General features: G+C 26.4%; 27 protein-coding genes, 1 other RNA gene and 1 riboswitch. Of the genes, 21 read left to right on the top strand and 7 right to left on the bottom strand.

Features of this window, described 5'->3' with window-relative positions:
• Positions 1 to 52: 52 nt before the first annotated feature.
• The 3 genes from tig (at position 53) to yihA (ending at position 4419) form a co-directional block, all read left to right on the top strand.
• Positions 53 to 1396, top strand: coding sequence for a trigger factor (tig, locus tag AAHM77_RS01875; RefSeq protein ID WP_342252444.1), 1344 nt, complete (start codon positions 53 to 55; stop codon positions 1394 to 1396).
• Positions 1397 to 1502: 106 nt separating this feature from the next.
• The gene (lon, locus tag AAHM77_RS01870; RefSeq protein WP_342252443.1) at positions 1503 to 3833 is read left to right on the top strand and encodes an endopeptidase La; all 2331 of its coding nucleotides are present in this window, start codon (positions 1503 to 1505) and stop codon (positions 3831 to 3833) included.
• Positions 3826 to 4419, top strand: coding sequence for a ribosome biogenesis GTP-binding protein YihA/YsxC (yihA, locus tag AAHM77_RS01865; RefSeq protein ID WP_342252442.1), 594 nt, complete (start codon positions 3826 to 3828; stop codon positions 4417 to 4419). Before lon ends, yihA begins: the two co-directional genes overlap by 8 nt.
• Before the next feature lie 48 nt (positions 4420 to 4467).
• Here yihA and AAHM77_RS01860 read toward each other — a convergent pair whose 3' ends face one another.
• On the bottom strand, positions 4468 to 4989 hold the full coding sequence (locus tag AAHM77_RS01860; RefSeq protein ID WP_342252441.1) for a ferritin-like domain-containing protein: 522 nt from the start codon (positions 4987 to 4989) through the stop codon (positions 4468 to 4470).
• 81 nt (positions 4990 to 5070) lie between these two features.
• Between AAHM77_RS01860 and AAHM77_RS01855 the strand changes: the two genes are divergently transcribed.
• The 9 genes from AAHM77_RS01855 to AAHM77_RS01815 all read left to right on the top strand — a co-directional run bounded on the left by AAHM77_RS01855 (position 5071) and on the right by AAHM77_RS01815 (position 14525).
• Positions 5071 to 7710 (top strand): cation-translocating P-type ATPase, encoded by a 2640-nt coding sequence (locus AAHM77_RS01855; protein WP_342252440.1) that lies wholly within the window; start codon positions 5071 to 5073, stop codon positions 7708 to 7710.
• 9 nt (positions 7711 to 7719) lie between these two features.
• Positions 7720 to 7998: a hypothetical protein gene (locus AAHM77_RS01850; RefSeq protein WP_342252439.1), complete on the top strand. Its 279-nt coding sequence runs from the start codon at positions 7720 to 7722 to the stop codon at positions 7996 to 7998.
• Positions 7999 to 8025: 27 nt separating this feature from the next.
• The gene (locus tag AAHM77_RS01845; protein WP_342252438.1) at positions 8026 to 9765 is read left to right on the top strand and encodes a prolipoprotein diacylglyceryl transferase; all 1740 of its coding nucleotides are present in this window, start codon (positions 8026 to 8028) and stop codon (positions 9763 to 9765) included.
• A 38-nt stretch (positions 9766 to 9803) separates the two neighbouring features.
• Positions 9804 to 10703, top strand: a complete 900-nt coding sequence (locus tag AAHM77_RS01840) for a hypothetical protein (protein ID WP_342252437.1) — start codon at positions 9804 to 9806, stop codon at positions 10701 to 10703.
• Positions 10693 to 11445 (top strand): hypothetical protein, encoded by a 753-nt coding sequence (locus AAHM77_RS01835; RefSeq protein WP_342252436.1) that lies wholly within the window; start codon positions 10693 to 10695, stop codon positions 11443 to 11445. Before AAHM77_RS01840 ends, AAHM77_RS01835 begins: the two co-directional genes overlap by 11 nt.
• 198 nt (positions 11446 to 11643) lie before the next feature.
• Entirely contained in the window at positions 11644 to 12417 is a 774-nt protein-coding gene (locus AAHM77_RS01830; protein WP_342252435.1) for a segregation and condensation protein A, read from the top strand.
• Positions 12418 to 12436: 19 nt separating this feature from the next.
• On the top strand, positions 12437 to 12985 hold the full coding sequence (gene scpB / locus AAHM77_RS01825; RefSeq protein WP_342252434.1) for an SMC-Scp complex subunit ScpB: 549 nt from the start codon (positions 12437 to 12439) through the stop codon (positions 12983 to 12985).
• An 8-nt stretch (positions 12986 to 12993) separates the two neighbouring features.
• A complete protein-coding gene (locus AAHM77_RS01820) occupies positions 12994 to 13695 on the top strand; it encodes a pseudouridine synthase (RefSeq protein WP_342252433.1) in 702 nt (233 codons plus the stop codon).
• Between the two features lie 371 nt (positions 13696 to 14066).
• Entirely contained in the window at positions 14067 to 14525 is a 459-nt protein-coding gene (locus tag AAHM77_RS01815; protein ID WP_342252432.1) for a hypothetical protein, read from the top strand.
• Positions 14526 to 14567: 42 nt separating this feature from the next.
• On the opposite strand, the gene AAHM77_RS01810 is transcribed toward AAHM77_RS01815, so the two are convergent.
• Complete coding sequence (locus tag AAHM77_RS01810; RefSeq protein WP_342252431.1) at positions 14568 to 15125, bottom strand: inorganic diphosphatase; 558 nt, start codon at positions 15123 to 15125, stop codon at positions 14568 to 14570.
• Between the two features lie 19 nt (positions 15126 to 15144).
• On the bottom strand, positions 15145 to 15366 hold the full coding sequence (locus tag AAHM77_RS01805; protein WP_342252430.1) for a ferredoxin: 222 nt from the start codon (positions 15364 to 15366) through the stop codon (positions 15145 to 15147).
• A 117-nt stretch (positions 15367 to 15483) separates the two neighbouring features.
• Here AAHM77_RS01805 and AAHM77_RS01800 point away from each other — a divergent pair, with 117 nt between their 5' ends.
• The 6 genes from AAHM77_RS01800 to AAHM77_RS01775 all read left to right on the top strand — a co-directional run bounded on the left by AAHM77_RS01800 (position 15484) and on the right by AAHM77_RS01775 (position 20253).
• On the top strand, positions 15484 to 16206 hold the full coding sequence (locus AAHM77_RS01800) for a hypothetical protein (protein ID WP_342252429.1): 723 nt from the start codon (positions 15484 to 15486) through the stop codon (positions 16204 to 16206).
• A 26-nt stretch (positions 16207 to 16232) separates the two neighbouring features.
• A complete protein-coding gene (cmk, locus tag AAHM77_RS01795; protein WP_342252428.1) occupies positions 16233 to 16904 on the top strand; it encodes a (d)CMP kinase in 672 nt (223 codons plus the stop codon).
• A 9-nt stretch (positions 16905 to 16913) separates the two neighbouring features.
• Positions 16914 to 18227 carry a ribosome biogenesis GTPase Der gene (gene der, locus AAHM77_RS01790; protein WP_342252427.1) on the top strand — a complete coding sequence of 438 codons (1314 nt, stop codon included), beginning with the start codon at positions 16914 to 16916 and terminating at the stop codon, positions 18225 to 18227.
• 6 nt (positions 18228 to 18233) lie between these two features.
• Positions 18234 to 19220: an NAD(P)H-dependent glycerol-3-phosphate dehydrogenase gene (locus tag AAHM77_RS01785; protein WP_342252426.1), complete on the top strand. Its 987-nt coding sequence runs from the start codon at positions 18234 to 18236 to the stop codon at positions 19218 to 19220.
• 170 nt (positions 19221 to 19390) lie between these two features.
• Positions 19391 to 19669 (top strand): HU family DNA-binding protein, encoded by a 279-nt coding sequence (locus AAHM77_RS01780; protein WP_342252425.1) that lies wholly within the window; start codon positions 19391 to 19393, stop codon positions 19667 to 19669.
• 17 nt (positions 19670 to 19686) lie between these two features.
• Positions 19687 to 20253 (top strand): DnaD family protein, encoded by a 567-nt coding sequence (locus AAHM77_RS01775; protein ID WP_342252424.1) that lies wholly within the window; start codon positions 19687 to 19689, stop codon positions 20251 to 20253.
• Here AAHM77_RS01775 and AAHM77_RS01770 read toward each other — a convergent pair.
• Positions 20228 to 20716 (bottom strand): Holliday junction resolvase RecU, encoded by a 489-nt coding sequence (locus AAHM77_RS01770; protein WP_342252423.1) that lies wholly within the window; start codon positions 20714 to 20716, stop codon positions 20228 to 20230. The genes AAHM77_RS01775 and AAHM77_RS01770 overlap by 26 nt on opposite strands.
• Positions 20717 to 20799: 83 nt before the next feature.
• Here AAHM77_RS01770 and AAHM77_RS01765 point away from each other — a divergent pair, with 83 nt between their 5' ends.
• Positions 20800 to 21129, top strand: coding sequence for a DivIVA domain-containing protein (locus AAHM77_RS01765; RefSeq protein ID WP_342252422.1), 330 nt, complete (start codon positions 20800 to 20802; stop codon positions 21127 to 21129).
• A 44-nt stretch (positions 21130 to 21173) separates the two neighbouring features.
• An RNA gene (gene rnpB, locus AAHM77_RS01760) (RNase P RNA component class B) lies at positions 21174 to 21526 on the top strand.
• 24 nt (positions 21527 to 21550) lie between these two features.
• Here rnpB and AAHM77_RS01755 read toward each other — a convergent pair.
• Genes AAHM77_RS01755 through pgsA form a run of 3 tightly spaced genes read right to left on the bottom strand, consistent with a single transcriptional unit; the run spans position 21551 to position 23885 of the window.
• Complete coding sequence (locus AAHM77_RS01755; RefSeq protein WP_342252421.1) at positions 21551 to 22384, bottom strand: SDR family NAD(P)-dependent oxidoreductase; 834 nt, start codon at positions 22382 to 22384, stop codon at positions 21551 to 21553.
• A gap of 58 nt (positions 22385 to 22442) precedes the next feature.
• Positions 22443 to 23252, bottom strand: a complete 810-nt coding sequence (locus AAHM77_RS01750) for an SDR family NAD(P)-dependent oxidoreductase (RefSeq protein WP_342252420.1) — start codon at positions 23250 to 23252, stop codon at positions 22443 to 22445.
• The gene (gene pgsA / locus AAHM77_RS01745; protein ID WP_342252419.1) at positions 23253 to 23885 is read right to left on the bottom strand and encodes a CDP-diacylglycerol--glycerol-3-phosphate 3-phosphatidyltransferase; all 633 of its coding nucleotides are present in this window, start codon (positions 23883 to 23885) and stop codon (positions 23253 to 23255) included.
• Between the two features lie 230 nt (positions 23886 to 24115).
• Between pgsA and recA the strand changes: the two genes are divergently transcribed.
• A complete protein-coding gene (recA, locus tag AAHM77_RS01740) occupies positions 24116 to 25087 on the top strand; it encodes a recombinase RecA (RefSeq protein ID WP_425288820.1) in 972 nt (323 codons plus the stop codon).
• A gap of 88 nt (positions 25088 to 25175) precedes the next feature.
• Positions 25176 to 25291: riboswitch (cobalamin riboswitch) on the top strand.
• Positions 25292 to 25301: the final 10 nt, after the last annotated feature.

Here is a 25301-nt window from a genome sequence, read left to right as displayed (position 1 = left end):
TAAAATATTTGCTATAATTTTAATTATGAAATTATATTTAAGGAGATAATAAATGGAATTTAAAGCTAAAAAAATACCTGAATCAGGACAAGGACAATGAAAAGTAATAATCACCGGAACAGAGTGAAAAGAATTTATTGAAAAAGCTAAAAATAGTTTTAAAAGTAAGTTATCAATACCAGGTTTTAGAAAAGGCAAAGTTCCAGAAAATTTAGTTAAAAAACATTTGACTGAGGAAAAACTTTTAAATGAAGCCCATAATTTTGTTTTAAAAAAAGCATATGATTATGCAATAACTCAAAAGTCTCAAATCGAACCTTATACAACTCCTGAAATAGAAATTGAAAAACTTTCAATGAATGAATATATATTAAATTTTAATTTTGATATTAAACCAGAAATTAATATCAAAAAATACACAGGTTTTAAAGACATTAAAAAAGAACCTGTAAATGTAACAGAAAAACAAATTAACCAATCAATTGATAGTTATCGTGAAAAATTTGCTATTTATGCAGATAAAACAACTGCCATTTCAAAAGGTGATTTGGTTAAATTTGATTTTATCGGTTATGTTAATGGAGAACCATTTCCTGGCGGGAATGCTGTAGATTTTACTTTGGAAATTGGTTCTAATAAATTTATCCCTGGATTTGAAGACAAAATGATCGGATTAAAAATAGGTGAATCTAAAATAGCAGTTAAATTTCCAGATGATTATCATGTAGAAAACTTAAAGTCACAACCTGCAGAATTTAACTTAAATATTAAAGAAATTAAAAGTAAAACTTTACCCAAAATTGATGAAGAATTAGTTAAAGATGTTAACTTGCCAGATGTTAACAATATTTCAGAATTTAAAAAATTTATTAAAAATTCCATTCACACACAATTGAAAAAATCTGAAACAGACCGTTTTATAGGCGAGTTGTTTCAAAAAATTATTCAGGATTCAAATATTATAATCCCTAGTTCAATTGTTAATAAAGAAGCGAATAAGTTAGAAGTTGAATTTGAACAAAAGTTAAAAGCTAAACAAATTGACAAGAAATTTTACAAAGAGCAATCTGGATTAACTGATGAAGATATTAAAAATGAATTAATTATTGATGCTAGAAGTCGAATTGCTAATGGTTCAATTGTTGAGTTCATTAAGCAAAAAGAGCAAATCAAAGCGTCAGAAAATGAAGTTGCTGATCAATTTAATCAATTAGCCAAACAATTCAATATTGACGTTAAAACTTTAAAAAATGGTATCGTTTCTGAAGAACAAATAAAAACTCAAGTAACTAATGATAAAGTTTTTGAATTTCTATATGAAAATAATGGTGCTCAGGAAAAAATTGAAAAAGCAATTAAACCAACAAAACCTTTAGAACAACCAAACCAAAAATAATTTTATTTTAAAAATAATTTATATATTTTAAATTAGTAAAAATGATATAATAATATTAGGTTTTATTATTAAAATTATTATTTTTTAAGGAGTAGAAAATAAACATATGGGTCGTGATGATAATCAAATAAAAACTAAAGATATTCCAATATTAGTTACAAGAGGTAGTTTTATCTATCCTGGTTTTGAACAAGTTTTAGAAGTTGGTAGAGATAAATCTGTTAATGCCATTAAAACTGCTCGCAGTAAATTTGATTCAAAAATGGTGTTGGTTAGTCAAATTAATCCATTAGATGATGATGTATCACTAAATGATATTTTTAAAGTGGGTGTATTAGTTCAATTTGTAATTAGAAGAGAATGAGAAGATGGTTCTTTTACTGTCAATTTTAAAGCTTTAGAAAGAGTTAAAATTTTAGATTTAAAAGATGAAGATTATTATTACTCTGATATTAAAGTGTTAGAGTCAAAAGTTAAATCCGATGAAGTAATATCTGATAAGGTTGCTAAAAATTTAAAAGAATATATTTCTGATAAACAAACTTCTTTACCTGATGAATTATTAGATCAAATAGGTGATTCTGTTAATGGTTCAAACATTGTAGATACAATTGCTCAATTTCAAACATTTTTATCAATTGATAAAAGACAAAAAATTTTAGAAGAATTGAATGTTGATAAACGTTTAGATTTAGTATTTGATTATTTATTAGCAACACAACAAAATCAAGACATTGACAATCGTATTGCTAAAAAAATTCAACAACGCGTGGACGACCAGCAAAAAGAATTTTATTTGCGTGAAAAATTAAAAGCGATAAAAGATGAGTTGAGTGATATTTCTGACGAAAATAATGATTTAAAAAAATACAAAACAAAGTTAGAAAAAAATCCATATCCTAAATACATAAAAGAACGTGTTTTGTCTGAAATAAAAAGATATGAACAATTGCCACAGTCATCAAGTGAAGCTAACATCATTAGAACTTATATAGATTGAATGATGGCATTGCCATGATTTGAATTAACTGAGGTTAAATATAATCTTGCTTTCGCTAAAAAAACTTTGGACAAACACCATTGAGCTTTAACAAAAGTTAAGGAAAGAATTATTGAATATTTGGCAGCACAATCAATGACTAAATCCCAAAAAGGTTCAATAATTTGTTTATTAGGTCCACCAGGTGTTGGAAAAACTTCTCTTGCAAAATCAATCGCAGAAGCAACAGGTCGAAATTTTGTAAAGGTTTCTTTAGGTGGAGTTAAGGATGAATCAGAAATTCGTGGTCATCGTAAAACCTACATTGGAGCAATGCCTGGACGAATCATTCAGATGATGAAAAAAGCTAAATCTAAAAATCCGTTATTTTTATTAGACGAAATAGATAAGATGTCATCAGATTACCGCGGTGATCCAGCTTCAGCTTTATTAGAAGTACTTGATCCAGAGCAAAATAAAGACTTTTCAGATCATTATATTGAAGAAAATTATGATTTAAGTCAAGTAATGTTTTTAGCTACTGCAAATTATTATGAGAACATTCCAGAGGCTTTATATGATCGTATGGAAATAATCAATTTATCTTCATACACAGAATTGGAAAAACATAAAATTGCTAACAAATATTTAGTACCAAAAGTATTAGTGCAAAATGGATTGGCTGACGGTCAATTAAAATTTGATAAATCTAGTATTGATGAATTAATTAAGCATTATACGAGAGAAGCCGGAGTTCGTCATTTAGAACGTTGTTTAAATTCAATTGCTCGTAAGTTTATAGTTAAACTATTAAAAAAAGAAATTGAAACTTTAGTAGTAGACACAAAAATTGTTCATAAATTCTTAGGTAAAAGAGTTTATGAACATACAGATAAACAAAAAAAAGCTGATGTAGGTGTTGTTACCGGATTGGCTTACACTCAATTTGGTGGAGATATATTACCTATTGAAGTAAATCATTTCAAAGGAAAAGGTAATTTAATTTTAACTGGTAAATTAGGCGATGTAATGAAAGAATCAGCATCCATTGCCTTGGATTATGTAAAATCAAATGCTAAATTATTTAAAATTGATGAAGAAATTTTTGAAAATTTAGACATCCATATTCATGTCCCTGAAGGTGCTGTGCCCAAAGATGGACCATCAGCAGGTATAACTTTAACTACTGCAATCATTAGTTCCTTAACTGGCAAACCTGTATCAAAAGATTTAGGCATGACAGGAGAAATCACTTTGAATGGTCATGTATTGCCAATTGGTGGTTTAAGAGAAAAATCAATTTCAGCAAATCGTTCTGGATTATCACAAATTTTAATTCCTTCTAAGAATACAAAAGACTTAGATGATATTCCAAAAGAAGTTAAAAGCAAATTAAAAATTGTTCCAGTATCTGATTATCACGAAGTTTACAAAGTGGTATTTGGTAATAATGCTTAAAATATTTGAATCTAATTATGTAACTAGCGCAGTGGACAAAAAAGGGTGAATTAATGACAATGTTCCAGAAATTTGCTTTATAGGGCGTTCCAACGTTGGTAAATCTAGTTTCATTAATATGTTTACTAATCGAAAAAATTTGGCTCGTGTAGCTTCACTTCCGGGTAAGACACGCATGCTAAATTTTTTTAGTATTAATAGAAATCAATTTCGTATTGTTGATGCACCAGGATATGGATATGCTAAAATAAGCGAAAAACAAAAAAAAGATTTTGGTAAATTAATGGATGAATATCTATCTTTGCGTCAAAATTTAAAAATTGTGTTTTTTTTATTAGATTCTAGAAGAATCCCTAACGAAGATGATTTGTTAATGAAAACATTTTTGGATCAAAAACATTTTTCAGTTATTTACATTTTAACAAAAGTAGATAAATTAAAAAAAAATGAAATTAAAAAAAATAAAGATATGATAATAAAACATCTAAACATTGAAACAAATAAAAATCCAATGATTATGACTTCATCTTTAAAAAAAACAGGGTTAAACGAATGTTTGGACTATGTTAGTGAAATGTTTAACTAAATATAATATAAAAAAATAACCATTAATGGTTATTTTTTTATATTATATTTAGTTATCTCCAAATGGATCAATTACTACGGGTGTATTAGGCTCAGCAGCTTCACCAACTTTTTTATCAACACCAAATAAATTTCCGTTTGACATTTTTATTCAATCTAATATATCATTTTCATAATCAATTTCTTCGTAAAAATCTTTCAAAAATCATTCGTAAAATCGTACTGTTAAATGGTCTTGCAATGCATGTGCATTTGAAGACAAAATATTTGTTAGATTTAAAAAATTAGTTTTAATTTTAATTAAAGCCTCTACCAATTCTTGGATTGTTTTAGCTTCATAATTATAATTCATTTTAACATTTTGCAATGTATAACTTACATTGCTAGTTTGCATATAATTCATAATTCTTCTTGTGTGTACTATTGCATCAGCTGCTTCAATTTGAAAAAATTTATAAAAACCATTAAAACCTAGCTCATGAGCACGGATTGACAATGCATAGCTTTTGTATAAATATTCACTATGAACATCTAAAAATTTGTTTAAATCTTTAACTATTTCTTTTTTCATATTTAAGTCCTTTCTTTTTAGTTTTAAATATTATTTATATTATAATATAAATAATATTTAAAAGAAGGATTTTAATTTAAAATGTTTAATAAATCAATAGAATATGTTTTAGACAATTTCCAAACTTCAACAGATGGTTTGAATGACCAAGAAGTAAAAAAAAGAATAGAGGAAGATGGTCTAAATAAAATTACATTAAAAAAGGAACGACATTGAATAATTTTATTTTTAAAATCCTTCACTGATCCATTGTGTATGATATTAATGCTGTCAGCGATAGTCGCTTTATTGACAACTTTAATTTTAGAATCAGATAATCCAGATCTAGTCGATCCTTTTTTTATTTTTGGTACAGTAATATTAAATGCTTTCATTAGTTTATTTCAAGAATTAAAAACAATAAAAAGTGTTAAGGCTTTAAAAAAATTATCTTCACCATTTTGCATTGTACGAAGAGAAGGGAAGGTTAAAAAAATTCCGGCCGATCAATTGGTTTGTGGAGACATTGTAATTTTGGAAGCTGGGAATATTGTTCCTGCTGATTTAAGAATTATTAGTGCTAATAGTTTAAAGGTTAATGAATCTAATTTAACTGGAGAATCATTACCTGTTGAAAAAAATCAAAATAAAATTAACAATGATAAATTAATGCTGGGTGATCAAAAAAATATGTTATTTTCATCAACATTAATAGTCGCTGGTAAAGCAACAGCTGTGGTCACTAGAATAGGGAAACAAACTGAAATCGGAAAAATAGCTGTTCAAATACAAAATGAAAAACAGTTAAAAACTAATCTACAACGTAAAATTAACCACTTTTCTAAGATGCTTGCTTATATAGCCGTTATTTTGTGTATAGGTGTTTTTATATTAATGGAATTTACTACTAGTTCAGAATTATCAGAAACGATTTTAATCTCAATTACTCTAGCAATTAGCATTATGCCAGAATCCCTACCAGTTATGGTGTCTGTCGCCTTAGCGATTTCTTCAAATAGAATGGCTAAGAAAAACGTTATTGTAAAAGATTTGAAAGTGATTGAATCTTTAGGAAGTGTTAATATAGTTTGCTCTGATAAAACAGGTACTTTAACTCAAAATAAAATGCAGGTTGATAAAGTTATTTTTAATAATAAAATTATTGATCGTGAAAATTTTAATTATAATTCAGAAAAAATTGATCATTTTTTAAATTCAAAAGTTTTATGTAATGATGCTCAAATTAAATTAGACAAAAAAATTGGTGATCCTACAGAATTAGGTTTAATTGAATTTTTACAATATAAAAAATTCAATGAGTTAAAATTGAGAGATCAATATACTCGAATTAATGAAGTACCCTTTGATTCTGAAAGAAAATTAATGACAACTGTAAATCTGGTTGATGAGCATAAATTTGTATATTCAAAAGGGGCGATTGATAATTTATTAAATATTTGTAAACAAATTTATGTTAATGGCAAAGTTATAAATTTAACCAAGCAAATGAAAGATGAAATTTTACAGTTGTCTGATAAATTATCAGAACAAGCATTGAGGGTTTTAGGTTTTGCTTATAAAGAATATGATGGCGATGATAAAAATTTGGAAAATAATTTAATATTTTTAGGGGCAATTGGAATGGAAGATCCAATTAAGGAATCTGCAAAAATTGCTATTCAAAAAATGAAAGCTGCTGGTATTAAAATAGTTATGATAACAGGTGATCATAAAGTGACTGCAACAGCTATTGCTAAAAAATTAGAAATTACCCAAGATGACAACAAGACTTTGAACGGTTTAGAAATAGATGGTTTAACAAATGATGAATTAATTGAAAAATTAAAGGCGGGAGTTTGTATTTTTTCTAGAGTTAATCCTGAACATAAAGTCAAAATTGTTAAATGTTTGCAACAGTTAAATTATACAGTTGCCATGAATGGAGATGGAATAAATGATGCTCCAAGTTTAAAAGCCGCCGATGTAGGAGTGGCAATGGGAATTCAGGGAACAGACGTCTCTAAAGAAGCAGCTAATGTCATTTTAGTAGATGATGATTTTCAAACGATTATTTCAGGAATTGACGAAGGTAGAAATGTTTATTATAAGATTAAAAAGGCGATTGCCTTCTTGCTATCTTCTAATTTAGCACAATTAATTTCTTTATTAGCCATAATTTTAATTTATGGTCGTTCTGCAGAGAGTGCTGCAAACATACTATGATTTAATTTAATTATTGAATCTATTTTAACAATACCTATTGCGATGTCTGCTAACAATCCCCATCTAATGGGTAATAAACCTAGAGATAAAAATGAAAATATTTTTCAAGGGATTATATCTTCAATAATTTTTTTAGGAGTTATCACTGGTATAACGGCAATCGGTTCTTATCTAATAGGTAATTATTGTTTTGAACAAAATGAACAACTAGCTAGTTCATTTATGTTTTTTACATTAATTATGGCCCCTATTTTCACTAGTTTAATATTTGAACCAAAAGTGTATAATGGTCAGAGTTTTATGAAAAATAAATTTTTGTTTCTATTCCCAGGAGTAGCATTTGTTTTAAATATATTTATATTTTTTACACCAGGTGTTAATGGAACAATTTTTGGTGTTACAGAAGTGCAAAGTTTTCTTGAGTTGTTTACATTATTCTCATTATCAATAATTCCATTTTTCGCTTTAATTATTTTTCAATTTTTTCAAAAAAAAATATCAAATTTCAAAAAAAAATAAAGGGTTATTATGAAAGAAGAAAAATCAATTTTTAGCATTTTAAAAAATGCCAAGGAAAATGCTAAAGAAATAAATAAAAATGCTGTAAAGTATAAAAAAAATGATGAAACAGTTTTAAATTATGACGTAAATAATTTAACGGTGCAACAAAGGTTGGAAATTGTGAAATTTTTAAATGAACATCCAAATTCCAAAGAAAGTAAAGAATTGATTAATTCAAAAATAAATAATGGATTAGCACCATTTTTAAAACCAAATTCTAATGATAAAGACAAGAATAATAAATAATTATTATTAACATAAGGAAATAAAATAATGTCACTAATTTTAAGCAGTTTGTTGGGGCTAGACCCCACATCAATAACTCCTGATAATACACCTTATAATATTAAATCAGATTATGGTTTTTTTCATGTGTATGCTTTTACTATGACTTTTGGGGTTATTATAGCCATTTTAGCATCAATAATTAAATTGAATAGAAAAAATGTTCCCCTTGATTCACTTTATTTAAGTGTTATTTTTATTATTCCGCTTTCATTATTAGGAGCTAGTTTTTTTGGTAAATTTGGTGTAGAAAATTCAAATGATAAATGGTATGAATGATTTTATTTTTGAAATGGTGGGATGAGTATTCACGGGGGTGTCTTATTTGGTGCTTTTGCTGGAATAATTTATTTTTATTTTGTGGGAAAAAGGCGCAACATTTCCTTGTTTGTTTATATGGATGCTATTTTACCCAACATTTTATTGGGTCAGATTATAGGAAGATGAGGTAATTTTTTTAATCATGAATTATTGGGAAGTCCGACAACATATGAATCACTTTCTTGATTACCACATTTTATTAGAGATAATTGTTTTACCTTTCAAGGGAATCACCCAGAATGAATTCCAAATAGTCACAACTTAGAAATACAATACCGACAACCAATTTTCCTATATGAAAGCATGGGTAATACTTTGGCTTGAATTGTTATAACTTTTTTTGTTCCCAATATGTTTAAATTTAGAAAATGTAATTCTTATAAAAAATATAATTATAGTTTTAAAAGTAATATGAAATATTTATTTGGTAACAAAAAACAACAAGTTAAAGGTATAACTAACAAAGCTGTTTGGAATAAATCCTATTTTGAATATAAACCAGAATTAAAAGAACAATTAAAAATTGAAAATGATCATTTTTCTAGAAAAGATTATGCTACCAAAATAAACCAAATGTATAACCCGAATAATGAAAAAATTGTGCGTTGCGGTGTAGAAGCGGGACTTTATTTTGCCTTTTGAAATTTAGTGCGTATTATTTTGGAGACACAAAGAGAACCAGATATTTACTTTATTCGAAATCACGCAATAATAGACTTTACGGTTTTAGGTTCGATCATCTTTTGAGGTTTTGCTCTAGCTGTTTATTGTCAGTTTTGAGCTCCACATTTTAGAAGAATAGGTATTATTTATGAAAAAAATTATTATAATATGAAAAATATTCAAAATTGAGATTTAGATTGAAAAATAAAGTCTAAATTAAATTATGTTGCAAATAATGAAAAACAAATTGAAAAAGTGTTTTTATTAGAAATTCAAAAATTTTTAGAAACAGATGTTAATAAAGATGACTTTGAAAAAATTAAAATAATAGCTAAAAATAAATATTGTTATAATATTAAATTTTTATTAAAAAAAGAAATTACAAAAAAATATAAATTAGTTTATGAAGAATGTTCAATCATAATTGACATTGCTGTACCATTAAATAAAATGTTAAAAAATATAAAATTTGATATTTCAGATTTTAATTTATTTAATACAAGTAAATTTCAAAAGAAATTAAATATATTTATTCATCAACAAAATATTGATAGCGGACAAATTCATAATGTTATTGGTGCTATAAGGCAAGATTTTGAATCTTTAAATTTAAAATTAGTTACTAAAACTCATATAAAAGGTTATAATATTATTATGTTATCTATTGATAAAAATATTCAGACATCTGAAATAAAAGAAATTAATGGATTATTTAATAAAAAAATTATCTTCTTAGCAAGATAATTTTTAAAATATAATTATATTAATTTGAAGGTAAAAAGATGGGGCGCTCTTTAAAAATTAACAGTATCTTAGGGAAAGAATTTGTTGAACTAGATTTAGAATTATCAAATAATTTTAAATATGAAAATGAAGTAGATTTTATTAAACCACCACCAATGTTAGACCGTAAGAAAAATGAAAAAATTCTTAATAAAATTAATGGTCCACATACAACTTTAGCCATTAAATTTTTCTTTATTTCAGAATTGAAAAATATTTTTCCAGCAGATTTAATTGAAATCTTAGTTAAAGGTTTTACCAATGATGTTGTAGACATCTTGAATGATGGAGAAAATGTAATTCAAGTCAAAACAGATAATAATGAAATCACAGCTATTTTTAAGGATGAACCTAAAAATAAAAATTTTAACGATCATATTTTTTTCAAAATCACAGACATTTTAAAATTAAGAGTTAAAATTCAAAAAGAATTTATTAAAGAATTTAATAATAAAGATTTTCCTATAATTACATTTGGAGTTTCGAATGATCCAAGTGCTAAAAGTAAATTTGTTAATTCGACAATAGTAGCTCAAGATTTACCATTAGCACCAACCAACAGTGCTAGTCTAGCTTTGAAATATGCTAGATTTTGCCCGATTGAAAGTGGACCTATTTTAGTGTTCGATTCATGGTTCTACAACCGTTTGAGCCCAATGGTTTCTAAATTTTTAAAATATTTTATAACTAATCAATACAACTCTAAAACTATTTCGGATCAAATTAAAATTTTAGATTATATCCAAGAGGATTTTTCTTACAGAGTTATCAATCAAGATATTATTGATTTTTATGAAAAACATATAAAACAAATTAATTCAGATATTTTAGCAGAAGCTGAAATTTTCGAATACCAAATAGAAATAGGACAATACGGGACAAATCAAAATGGCGAATAATTTAGTTAAAAAAGAAATAAATGAATCACATTGAGAAGAATTAAAAAAACAAGTGAATAATGTTGATAATTTTGAAATAAAAAATCCTTATTTCAATCAGTTCAATAAAATAATAGGGCAATATAAAGGAAGTAGATTATCTAAATTTATCACCTGTTTTGGTGTTTTTTTGCAAGATAAAGAGGAAATGGAAAATTTTTTACCGATTGATTCTATTAGATACATTGAAGAAGAAATTTATTCAAGAATTATTAAGGCCTTATCTAAATACCCTAATTTTATACGTGTTGAACGTGGTGATAAAAATTCTTTAGGTTTTTTATTTAAAGAAAATTTTAATTCTGATTATTTATTCGAAATGGCACATACTGTGTATAAAATAGCTAAAGCGATTAGTAAAATTAGTAAAAAAGAATTCAATGTTGATTTTTACCCAACCATCTCAATAGCAATGTCTATGATGCAATCTGCGCCTGTGGCAAATAAAGGGATCCAAAAAATAGAAGCACAAAAAGGCGATATTGAATTAAGACTAGCTAATTCAATTGCTCATAAAGCATATTTTGTAGAAAACGAACCCGGTATCCCGATGATTATGGATAGATGAATATACAATAAATTAACCGATGATTTTAGATGGATGGTAAGAGATTCAGCAGAATCAAATTGTGTCGTCACTGGTCCAGAGGGTCAAATAAAAATAAATTTCCTAAAATTACTACCTTTTTTTGATTCTTTTTAATTTTTAAAAGTTTAATAAATCAAACTTTTTTTAACTTTTACTAAATAAAGTTTAGTTATAAAGAATTAATGTTTATTTTTATTAAATTATAATTTTAATAAAATCAATTGCGATAATTATTATTGAATTATTTACTATTTTTGTTTATTATTAATGTGTTATTTTAATTTCTGATTTTCTAAAATGGAGTTGTAGTAAATGAATATAAATGAAAATGGGTTAAAAATCGATAGGTATATTTTTTCTTCTGAAAAATTTGAAGGTCCATTGGATTTGTTATTGTTAATGATCAAGAACAAAGAAATGGATATTACAGAAATCAATTTAATTGATTTGACCAATCAGTATTTAGAATTTATAAAAGAATTCAAAAAAAAACATATTGATTTAGCGACAGAATATTTAACTACAGCAGTTTACTTTTTAGAGATTCGAGTTAAATTATTATTACCGGTTTCACAAGATGAAATAGAGGTTCAATCTGAAGAAGAAATAAAAAATGATTTAATTCTGAGATTGTCAGAATATAAAAAAATTAAGGATGCCGCAATTAAATTTAAAGATATTTACAAAGATAATAAAACATTTTTATCTAAAGATTTGTCAGTCTTAAAAACACCTAAAAGCAATAACAATTTATTACCTTTATCTAAAAAGGATAATATTGATGAACTGGCAAAGGTGTTTATGAGGATGATGGAACGTGCTAATTATCAAAAACCATTAGAATCAAACATTGTTAGACCAAATGTTACAGCAGAACAAATGAGTGAAAAGATATTTAATATTTTGTCTAATGACGTAAATAAATTATGACTGTTAGAAGATATTTTAAGTACCTTTGAATTAAATCACAAAGTATTGGCCGCTAGTTTCGTTGGAATACTAGATTTGTGCAGACATGAAAAATTGTTGATTTCTCAAAACCAACAATTAGGAAAAATTTATTTAAAAAGTAATGTACTAAATTAATTAACAGATAGGAGTTTATATGTTTTCAGATAATGAATTAAGAGCGGCCTTAGAAGGATTACTTTATTTTGTTGGCGATGAAGGTATTACCAAAGAAAAAATGATGGAAGTTTTAGAAATAGATCTAGAAAAACTTGAACTATTTTTAAAAAAATTACAAGATAATTACACTGAAGAACATCGTGGATTATTAATAAAATCATTTGCTAATAAATATCGTTTAACAACAAAAAAAGAATATTATCCTTTTTATTTAAAATTACAAAAAATTAAAACCGAAACTCGTTTAACTCAAGCCTCTATGGAAGTTTTAGCAATAATAGCTTATAAAGGACCTATTTCACGTGTTAAAATTGATGAGTTAAGAGGTGTAAATAGCGATGGAGCATTACATAATTTAAGGGCAAGAAACTTAGTTGAAGAAGCTGGTAAATCGGATGAACCAGGAAGACCGATTAATTTTAAAGTGACAGAAAACTTTTTAAAAGTATTTAATATCAAAAAAATATCTGATTTACCAAAATTAGATATTAATGAAATAATGAGTGGTGAAGATTTATTCCGTTAGATATAAGATTGCACAAGTTTATAGCAAATAGTGGTTATTGCTCTAGAAGAAAAGCTGAGAAACTAATTGCTGAAGGCAAGGTTAAAGTTAATGATTTAACTATAACTAAAATGGGTTTTAAGGTTAATGATTTAGATGTTGTTTATGTTGATGATAATTTAATTGTTGATAAAAAAGAATACATTTATTTAATGTTTAATAAACCAAAAAATTGTATCACTACTTTAATTGATCCTTTAGGAAGAAAAACTATTATGGATTATTTACAAAATTTAGACATCAGAGTGTATCCAGTCGGGCGTCTAGATTTTGATGTATCAGGTTTATTGCTTATAACTAACGATGGAGATTTCACAAATAAAATAATTCATCCAAAACATAATATAAATAAGAAATACGAAATTTTAATCAAAGGATTAGTTAAAGATTCAACTTTAAAACCTTTGCTTTCAGGTGTTAAGATTAAAGAATTTATAACTTCGCCTGCTAAATATCAGATAATTAAAACTGATGGAATTGAAAACACATCTTTAATCCATTTAGTTATTCACGAGGGAAAAACACATCAAGTAAAAAATATGATGAAGGCAGTCGGGTTAAGAATTTTGGAATTAAAAAGAATAGAAATAGGTGATTTAAAATTAGATCCTAAATTAAAAACCGGTGAATATCGAGAATTAACGATTTCAGAAGTGAATAGTTTTAAGTAATTTCAAAAAAACACTTGACTAATATCCTCCCTTATTTATAATTATTATAAATAAGGGAGGATATTATAATAGACGAGAAGAAAAAAGAAGTAATTGAAAATACTCAATCTTTTAAATATAAATTTAAAAAAGAATTTTTTGGAACATCAAAATTTAATCCAAAATCAGAAACTTATAAAATAACATTAACAGCCATAATAATAGCTTGTTCTGTTGGTTTTTCATTAATTGAAATTCATGGAATTTATACACCATGAGGTGAAGAATTTGATTACAGAATTTTAGATACATTATTTTTATTTATAGCAATTAGAATTACTGGTGTTGCTTATGCAATTTTTGCGGCATGTGTGATCCCTTGATTGCATTTGTTGATAGACGGTGCACATTCTCCGATATCGATGATCGGTTTTTCTGTAACAGATATTTTATGTATCTTAATTTTTTGAATTTTTTATTATCATGTTTTTTCAGCACAAATCAAAACAACTTGTCCGCCAGGACCTGATGAAAAAGATTTTGAAAATCACCATCATAAATATTCAAAAAATAATTGAATTAAAAAAATATTAGCATTTATAACAATAACTGTTTTATGTTCAGTAGTAGAATCGGCTGTTCAAGTGGCAGTGTATGAATTTTTGGTATCAGGAATATTTGAACCAAAAGAGGATGATATACCACCTGAAGATTTTTTTGGGATAAAAGTATTTTATTTATTTTTATTCTTTACAGCTGTTTTTTCTATTAAATATATTGTAGAAGAAACTATTTTTGTTGCATTAGAAAAACCGATGATGATGCTATCAGAACATTATGGTGTCGTTTAATTAAAATTAATAAAAATATATTTAAAAACAAAAAAAAGTTAATTATTTAATTAACTTTTTTTGTTTTCACATTTTAACTACTTCATCTTTGCCTTTTTCTTTTAAGGTAGTGTTATAGTCCTGGAATAATTTTTTGCACATATTAATTTCATTAATAGCATCTTCAAAATTTCCCCAACCATTAATTTCTACTGGTTTTTTTTGAAGAGCTTTATATTGTAAAAAGAAATTTTTAATTTCATCTCTTAAATGCTGCGGAACATCTTCTAATGTTTGAATGTGATTAAATCTAGGATCAGAATCTACAACTCCAAAAATTTTAGTATCAGGTTCACCATTATCGATCATTTTAATTGTACCTAGTATTCTTACTTTAATTTGGCAACCCGGCACAGTAGGGTAAGTTATTAAAGAAATTACATCCAAAGGATCGCAATCATAGTCTAATGTGTTTTCAATAAAACCATATTCACCTGGATAAAAATTAGCGCCATATAAAACACGGTCTAAAAAAATCTTCTTTGTATCTTGGTCATATTCATATTTATTACTTGAACCTTTTGGTATTTCAACGATCATATTAATTGTATTTTGTTTCATAATGCTCCATAGATTATATTTATTTCTTATTATATTCGTTTAATGTTTTTATAAATATAGCATTAACCGGGCAAATCGCTTGGGGGATGATTAATTCAGCATCATTATCTTTTGTGTTCGCTTTACCATCATCATCCATATAAAAAGTGTGAGTCTCATCGACAATTACACAACTTCCACACGATATGCATAAATCTGGTTTGACAAATGTTCTCTTGTTGCCACAATCTTTATTAATCATGTTTAACACCAACTATATTTTAACAATTTTATTATATATTTAAATTTGTATATTTGTAAATATAAATATATAATTTTTATGTATTTTATATATTATTTATCATTGGGGATTTTTAAAATGGTTAACACAAGATTAGAAAAATATAAAAGTTTAAGAAATAATATTGAACGTGAAATTAATATTGAAACGAATCATAAAAAATTTAATTCTAAACTTATTGATTTGGAGAAAAATTTAGAACAAATAGATAAAGATTATTTTTCTCCCAAAATTGCTGTTTTAAAAAAACAATTTGATAATGTCGAGGTCAGAATGGATTGGAATCCAGTCCAATCACCTTATGACGAAGAATTAACATTTAATATAAAAAAAACTATTGAACAAATGAATAACAAAATGGATTTTAATGATTATAAAATTGATTGTTTAGATAAATCCATTGATCCAAATAAGACTGCTAATCAATATATTGCCGAAACTCTTTCTGTAGAAGATTTTTATGAAAAAGATTCTAACGATAAATTATGGAGCGCTTTGAAAGAAATTGATTTAAATAAATCTTTATATTTGTCAAGAATTAAAAATAATGATGAAAAATTAAAAAAAGTTCGTCTTGAAAACGCAGAGATTGATTTAAAAATTATAAAAAAATTACGTGATAATGATAAACGTGGCTTATATGATATGTTAGATGAAGTTGATAAAAATTTATTCATGAAACGAAAAGCTCATCTTGATAATATGAAAAATTTTAAAAAAATTGGAAAAGCACAATTAATTGTGTCATGTATCCTTTTTGGAATTATTATTTTATCTTTAATATTGGCTTTAGTTTTATAAAAGAATAAATAAAAAAAGGTTTGAATATGAAACAAATAAATATTGCAATTGATGGAACATCAGGAAGTGGTAAAAGTTCAACTGCTGAAAAACTGGTTGAAAAATTGGGATATATTTTTGTAGATACAGGTTTAATGTATCGGGCAATAACCTGAATTTTTCTAAAAAATAATGTAGATAATAAAGATACAGAAAAAATGAAAAAGTATTTATCTGATTTTTCTTTTTTAAACAATGGAGAATATATACAAGCAGGGGAGTATAAAATTCCAGTTAAAGATTTAACTAATGAAAAAGTGACTAAAAATACACCAAAATATGCAAAAATTTCTCTTGTGCGCGAATATATGGTGAAGATTCAAAAAAGTGTTGCCACTAAAAAAGGAATTATTATGGTTGGACGTGATATAACGAGCGTTGTTTTGCCAGCTGCAGAATTAAAAGTTTTTATCACCACAAGTGATCCTTTAGTTAGAGCTAAAAGAAGATTGGCGCAAAATATTGGAAAGAAAGATGTATCCCATGATTTGCAAAATGTTTTAGATGAAATTAATAATCGTGATAAAGATGACACTCTTAGAAAAGATGGTTGTTTAACTAATAGAAATTGTAATTTAATTATTGATAATAGTGATAAGAATTTAGATGAAGTAGTAGATATAATAATTAAAGAAGTTAATAATTTAACTAAAAAATAAGAGGTAAATATGAGCATAAAAGCCACAATTGCAATTGTTGGACGTCCTAATGTCGGTAAATCCACTTTATTTAATAGAATTATTAAAGAAAAAGTTTCGATTGTAGAAAATACACCAGGTGTAACCCGCGATAGAATTTATGCTCAAGGAGAATGGTTGACCAGAAAGTTTAATTTAATTGATACTGGTGGTATCACTTTAGACAAAAATAATTTTTCTGAAGAAATTAAAATTCAAACACAAGTAGCTATCGAAGAAGCAGATTTAATCATTTTTTTGTCTTCTTATAAAGATGGTTTGAATTCTGACGATTTAGTGATAATTAAAAAATTGCAAAAAACTAAAAAACCAGTTTTATTTGTATTGAATAAATATGATAAAAAAGAAGAATTTGTAAATATTTACAATTATATGGAACATGGATTTGGAATTCCATTATTAATTTCTGCTGAACACAGTGTTGGAGTCGGTGATTTATTAGACAAAATAATTGTTTATGTAGATAAAATTAACAAAGAAACAGATGAAGAAAGTATTAAATTTTCTATTATCGGACGTCCTAATGTCGGTAAATCATCATTAACTAATGCTATTTTAAATGAAAATAGAGTGATTGTTTCTGAAATTCCAGGAACTACAACTGATGCGATTAACACATATTTTACTAATAATAATGTGATGTATTCGATTGTGGACACTGCAGGGATTAGAAAAAAAAGTAGAATATATGAAAATATAGAAAAATACAGTTTTCTAAGAACATTAATATCTATTTCTAAAAGTGATATAATATTACTTGTGCTAGATGCGACAGAAAAAATATCTGATCTAGATACTAATATTGGTGGTTTAGCTTTCAAAGAAAATAAACCAGTAATTATAGTGGCTAATAAATGAGATCTAGTCACAAACAAAAGCGAAGAAATAGTTAATAATAAAACTAAAGAAATAAAGGCATACTTTAAATATTTAAAGTATGCAAAAGTAATGTTTATTTCTGCTAAAGAGAAAATTAGAGTTAATAAATTACTAATTTTAATTTCAGAATTAAATGAAAAATTACAAAAAAGAATTTCAACAAGTGTTTTAAATGAAATTTTAACTAAGTCACAATTGATTAATCCACCTCCAGATTTTAATGGGGGTAGGTTGAAAATTTATTATGCAACACAAATCGAAGCCAAACCACCTACATTTATACTTTTCGTAAATAAACCGGCGTATGTCCACTTTTCTTATGAAAGGTTTTTGTTGAATCAAATTCGTGGAACTTTCGATTTTGAAGGCGTTCCAATTAAATTAATTTTCAGAGAAAGGAAATAATATAATATGGCAATAATTGCAATTATGGGAACAGGGGCGTTTGGTACAGCGTTGGCAAATGTTTTCGCAGATAGTAATCATACTGTAAAAATGTATGGAATTGACGATTTGCAAATAAAAGATATTAACAAAAAAAACATTAACAGCAGTTTCTTCGGGAATTTAAAACTAAACCCAACGATATCTGCATCAAATGATATAGCGACAACTTTAGAGGATGCAGAATATATTATTTTTTCTGTACCAACACAGTTCATTAAATCTATTGCCGAACAAATAAATGAACATTTAAAAACACCGGCCATTTTCGTTAATTCTTCAAAAGGTTTGGACCCTGAAACAGATGAATTATTTTCTAAAATGTTAGAAAAATGAATAAAACCTAGTTTGAATAAAGGAATTTCTGCTATTTATGGACCATCAATTGCTGTTGAAGTTATCGAAAAAAGTCCAACCTGTTTAATGGCAGCTTCAAAGAAAATTAAGATTGCAAAACAAGTAAAAGATCTTTTTGATACTGATTATTTTGTTGTAAGAGAAACAGATGACATAGTAGGTTGTGAATTAGGGGCGGCATTAAAAAATGTGATTGCAATAGCCTCTGGGATTAGTGAAGCAATTAACAAAGCTGATAATACGCACGCATGTATTATTACAATGGGTTTAAATGAAATGGCAGAATTAGCCCTTAAATATGGAGCTAAAAAAGAAACTTTCATTAATTATGCTTTTTTAGCTGATTTACTACTTACCGCTAACTCTAATAAATCACGAAATTTTTCATTAGGTTATAAAATTGGGAAAAGTGATAATGCAGAAAAAGTTATGAGTAAGTACACTAAAACAACCGAAGGGGTAACAACATCGAAAACAGTTTATAAAATTATGCAAAAATTAAAAATGGAACTGCCTTTAATTACTGCTGTTTATAAAATATTGTATGAAAATGAAAAACCTAGTTTAGCATTAAACAATATCTTGCTAAAATCTTAGTGCATAATTTAATATTTAACTATTAAATTATTACATTTTACTAAATTGAAAATATTAAATATTAAATATAATAAAATTATGGCGTTTATTATTTTATTTTTTTTGAATAATGGTAACATTATACAAGGTATTTATTACTGAATATAATAAATTTGAATAGGAGATTTAAAATGACTAAAAAAGAATTAGCTAGAGGATTAGCGGAAAAATATGAAATACCAAAAAATGACGCAGATAAAACAGTTGATTTTATCTTTGATGCTATCCAAAAAGAATTATTAGAAGATAAAGAAGTTTCAATTCCTGGATTTGGTAAATTCCAACCATCAAGTCGTGCTGCTAGAGAAGGTAGAAATCCTGCCACAGGAGAAACAATCCAAATCGCAGCTTCTAAAGTTGCTAAATTTAAACCAGCTAAACAATTAAAAGAAGCGCTTAATTCTAAGTAATTTTATTTTAATTTTTTATGTTAAATGATTTAATCGATAAAGGTATAATAAATAAGGAACATTTACTTTTAAGTTATTACAAGGAAATAGGATTATCTGAGAATGAATTAATTTTAATTTTGTTAATAATGCACATTTCTGCAATTAAAAATAGTTCTGTATCAGCTAAATCTATATCTGAATTATCTAATTTTGATGAAGATTATATTGATCAGGCAATCGATGAATTAGATGAGCGTGAATTAATTAAAATAAAAGTTTCACCAAAAGGTAGAGTTAAATTGGATATTGAACCAATTTTTCAAATAATTTCTGTTAAATTATCAAATCAAATTTTGTCTATAGAGAATAACGTCGTTTATGATAGTGTCAATTTTGTACTAGAGACATCCTTAAATAATGAACAAAAAATTATTTTAAATAAATTGATTAAGGATAAAATTTCAGATAATAGTTTAATAACTTTAGTTAATAGTATTCCTTCTAAAATTACATTTGAAAAGCTTTTAGATGTTATTAATAAGAGGATCAATATGAAACCAAAGGGTTATACTAAATTTAATTGATTGAAATCAAATAATTAATAAAATCTAATTTTAAAGGATAAGAAATTTTTATTTCTTGTCCTTTTTTTAAAAAATACTGTACTGGCATTTGTTTTGATGAGTTATTCAAAATTCAATTATTAATTGAGTTAATATGCATCATAAAATATTTATCGAGCGCTTCAAAATAAACAATAATAAAACTAATCCCACCATGTGCATAGACATTATTTAATTGCTCTATTTGGTGGGGTTTTAAATTTTGTAAATTGAACTTTTCTTTAACAGTGCTTTTTGCTTCAAATTCAAAATAGATTGATTTATAGATTCCATAATAATCGCATTCAGACTTAGAAATATAGTTAAACTTTTTACTATTATTGTTAGTAACTACAGGCGTATGACGTTTATAAAATAAACAACTTTTTTCATCTTTGTAAATTTCTGCCGTTCTATTTAATAAACTTTCTAGAAACATCCCTTTATTATTTTTTAAATCCATTTTTATTCACCTCTCTATATGTTATTTAATTTTTTTTTGTTATAATCCTTTATATTTGGAAATTTGTAGAAGATAGGTGGAATATGGTTAATAAGATTCGTTTTAAACCAAAAGATATAATTGATAAGGAATTTAAAGTTTCTTATAAGGGTTACGATGCAAAAGAAGTGGATTATTTTTTAGATTTTGTAGCAGCTGATTATGAATTTTTTCATGAAAATATAAAAAGTTTAGAAGAAAAAAACAAGTTACTCAGAGAAGAAAACGATAAATTAAACGATAATTTAGATAAATTAAAAATTAAATTGGAAATTGTAGAAGAAACTAAATCTACATTAGAAGAAAAAGCTTTTAGTCAAGCTGATGTTTTAGATAGAATAAATAAATTAGAAAAAGGAATGAACGAAAGATAATTATTTTTATTTTTAGTTATTTACTGGTAGAATGTTATTGGAAATGATTGAACTAATCGCTGATAAATTTAATTTATTAGAGGAAACTCCACGCTCACACAGTCTGAGACGATTGTAATGTTTGCGCCAGAAGAAAAAATAATTCTGGGAACTATTTGGTTACGGCTGATGAATCACCTAAGTTTCAATAAGGTGTTATAGTCTATAAAAGTGGCACAGAGACGAGTTTGATTTGAAAAAGTCAAAGTGGAACGTTGCTAAACCCCGCAAGTGAGAAACCTAAATTTTGGTAAGGGAACTAAGATAAGCGAATTGAAGTGAATCTTGGATAGATTTATATCTATAGACAGATGATTAGTGCTAATTATTTAATTAGAACAGAATGTGGGTTATGATATCTTTCCGAAATAAAAAAGTCCAATTATTTGGACTTTTTTATTTTTTGGTTATCTTTAGAATATGCTTTAAATATGAATTTATAAGTTATTTTTAAAGCTTGTTTTTTAGTTTGTAATTTCCCGATATGAATAATTCATTTATCTTTAGTGCGACAAACAATTTCATCTTTATGTTTAGTTCTAATCGCTTTTTTAATAGATTTTTCAGCAAACTTCATTGTACTCAAAGGGATAGGATCGTCGATAGTGCCTTCGCTAATTCCTTTTGCTCTATTATTGAAAGATGTTTGGAGCGGTCCTGGACTAATAGAAATAACTCTAGTTTTAATTTTATTTTTCTTTAATTCAAAATTTACAGCCTGACTTAAAGAAAGAACATAACCTTTGCTAGCAGCATAAGTTGCTAGCAAAGGAGTTGGACTATGGGCAACTACACTAGTTAAATTAATAATTCGATTTGATTGATTTGGTTGTTTAGACATTTTTTGAACCATTAATTTTGTTAAAATATGAACGCTTTTCACATTTAAATCTATTAAATTAATTTCTTTGTTCAAATCAATATCAACAAATTTTCCATATAATCCAAATCCTGCATTATTTACAAAAACATTAATATCTACATTTTTGATTCTTTCAAACAATTTAATATTATTTTCATAAACACTTAAATCCATATTATAAGTAATAGTTTTTAAACCTTCAGGCACTTTAAAATTGGCAGCATAACCACTACTACGAGCTACAGTTATAATATTATAATTTAAATTTAATAATTGTTGTGCATAACAAAAACCCAAACCTTTGCTCGCACCAGTAACTAATGCTCATTTTTCACGGGTATCACCACTATTCATTTATTTTTTCTCCTCTTTTTAAAATTTTTAGAGTTGTTAATTAAACCATTTATTTGTATTAATCTTTTAGATAAGTTTTTGCCATAAATTTATAAGTTCTGTTCAAACCATGATTATGAGTTCGGATTTTTTCACTATGAATAATTCATTTATCTTTAGTGCGACAAACAATTTCATCTTTATGTTTAGTTCTAATCGCTTTTTTAATAGATTTTTCAGCAAACTTCATTGTACTCAAAGGGATAGGATCGTCGACAGTACCATCGGTAATCCCTTTCGCTCTATTATTGAAAGAAGTAGCGATAGGACCTGGACTAATAGAAATAACTCTAGTTTTAATTTTATTTTTCTTCAATTCAAAATTTGCAGCCTGACTTAAAGAAAGAACATAACTTTTACTAGCAGCATAAGTTGCAAACAAAGGTCCAGGTTTATGTGCCGCTTCACTAGTTAAATTAATAATTCGATTTGATTGATTTGGTTGTTTAGACATTTTTTGAACCATTAATTTTGTTAAAATATGAACGCTTTTCACATTTAAATCTATTAAATTAATTTCTTTGTTCAAATCAATATCAACAAATTTTCCATATAATCCAAATCCTGCATTATTTACAAAAACATTAATATCTACATTTTTGATTCTTTCAAACAATTTAATATTATTTTCATAAACACTTAAATCCATATTATAAGTAATAGTTTTTAAACCTTCAGGCACTTTAAAATTGGCAGCATAACCACTACTACGAGCTACAGTTATAATATTATAATTTAAATTTAATAATTGTTGTGCATAACAAAAACCCAAACCTTTGCTAGCACCAGTAACTAACGCTCATTTTTCACGGGTATCACCATTATTCATTTATTTTTTCTCCTCTTTTTCATTAAAAACTTTATTTCAATTATTTATTAAATATTGCATCCCAGAAACAACAGAAAGTATTCCTGAAATATATAAGGGGATCAATATTAATTGGCTTTCTCAATTATATAAATTTACTCCCAGATGAGCGCTACTAATAAAGAACAACAATGTTGTACCTACCATCATGCAAGCTGTTTTTCATTTCCCTAATTGTTGAGCAGGTCAAATTACATTTTTTGAAGCCAACGTTTGACGTAAAGCGTCCACAATTAGGTCGCGTATCATAAAAATTGCCAATAATCAGAAAGGTACAATCCCTTCGCAAACAAACGCAAATAATGTTAAATTAGTCAAAACTTTATCTGCAATAGCGTCTAAAAATTTTCCAGAAGTAGTTACTTGGTTATACTTACGAGCAATGTAGCCATCTAAAAAATCAGTTAAACTTGCAATGATAAACAAAATTCCTGCTATTAACCAAGTTATGGGTAAAGTATAATTGCTAATTGTTATAGCAGGCAAATTTATGTTTCAAGAGCAAATTCCGCCAAAAGGATAAATTACAATTAATATAAAAATTGCCGGTACTAGTAACAATCTAAAAATACTAATTTTGTTAGGTAACCCCAATTTTTCACCTCAAATAATATTATTATTAATTATATTATATTTATAAATAATATAAAAATTTTTATTTATTTTATTTTAAAGGGGATAGCATAAAAAAATTTAATATATTTTTGTAAAACATTTATAATTTTTAGGAGGTAAAAATGTCAGTAGATAAAATTGTTTCGAAGCCAAAGTTGATAGCAAAAACAGAAAATGAACAATTTAAAATTAATGATGATATTTTAAAAATGATTTTAAAAGATATTGAAAAAGAATATGGCAAGGGTTCAATTATGTGTCTTGGTGAAAGTTCTATTTTAAATGTAGAGGCATTGTCATCGGGCAGTTTTTTAATTGATAAAGCAATTGGAATTGGGGGTTATCCCAAAGGGAGAATTGTAGAAATATTTGGTCCAGAGTCTTCAGGTAAAACAACACTAGCATTGCACGCTATTGCACAGGCTCAAAATCAGAAGGGTAAAAAAGGAGTTGCAGCCTTTATTGATGCTGAACATGCTTTGGACCCAACTTATGCTAAAAAGTTGGGGGTAAACTTAAATGATCTAATCATTTCGCAACCTGATTCCGGAGAGCAAGCTCTTGATATTTTAGAACACCTTGTTTCATCAAAAATTGTAGATATTGTAGTTGTTGATTCTGTTGCAGCATTAGTTCCAAAGGTGGAATTAGAAGGTGCAATGTCAGATATGACAATTGGCGCTCAAGCAAGGTTAATGTCAAAAGCTTTAAGAAAATTAAATGGGATAATTAGCAGAACTCATTGTCTGGTTATTTTTATTAATCAAATTCGAGAAAAAATCGGAGTTATGTTCGGTAGTCCAGAAACTACAGCTGGAGGAAGAGCACTTAGATTTTATTCATCGGTTCGTTTAGACTTAAGAAGAATTGAAACAATTTCTTCTAATGGGCAAGCGATTTCAAATAAAGTAAAAGTAAAGATTGTTAAAAATAAAGTCGCCCCTCCATTTAATGTTGTGAATATTGAAATTAAATATGACATCGGTATTGATAAAATTTCTGAATTAATATCACTGGCAGTAGAAATGGATTTAATTAAAAAGTCAGGACCATGATATTCTTATGAAGAAAAGCAAATAGGACAGGGTAAAGATAAAGTTAAAATATTCTTACAAGAAAATCCGCTTATATTTAAAAAAATAGAAGACAAAATAAATTTAGAATTATATAAAAAAAATTAATTTTCTCATTAGTGGTTTCTTTTTTTTGTAATAAAAAATATAATACAACTATTATATTAAATAAATTAAATTCAAAATTTATAGGTATGGAATTAAGATAATAGCTTAAACTGCTCCAGCAACTGTAAAGATGATGAAAGCTAAAAAACCACTGAAATTATTTTTGGGAAGGTTAGTGAGTAAATAGAATCTAAGTCAGGAAACATACTATATT

The sequence above is a fragment of the Spiroplasma endosymbiont of Amphibalanus improvisus genome, from assembly GCF_964030645.1.
In the GTDB taxonomy this organism is placed as follows: domain Bacteria; phylum Bacillota_I; class Bacilli_A; order Mycoplasmatales; family Mycoplasmataceae; genus CAXIPX01.
The sequence above is the reverse complement of the archived record's forward strand: the minus strand, read 5'-3'. Positions and strand labels throughout refer to the sequence as shown.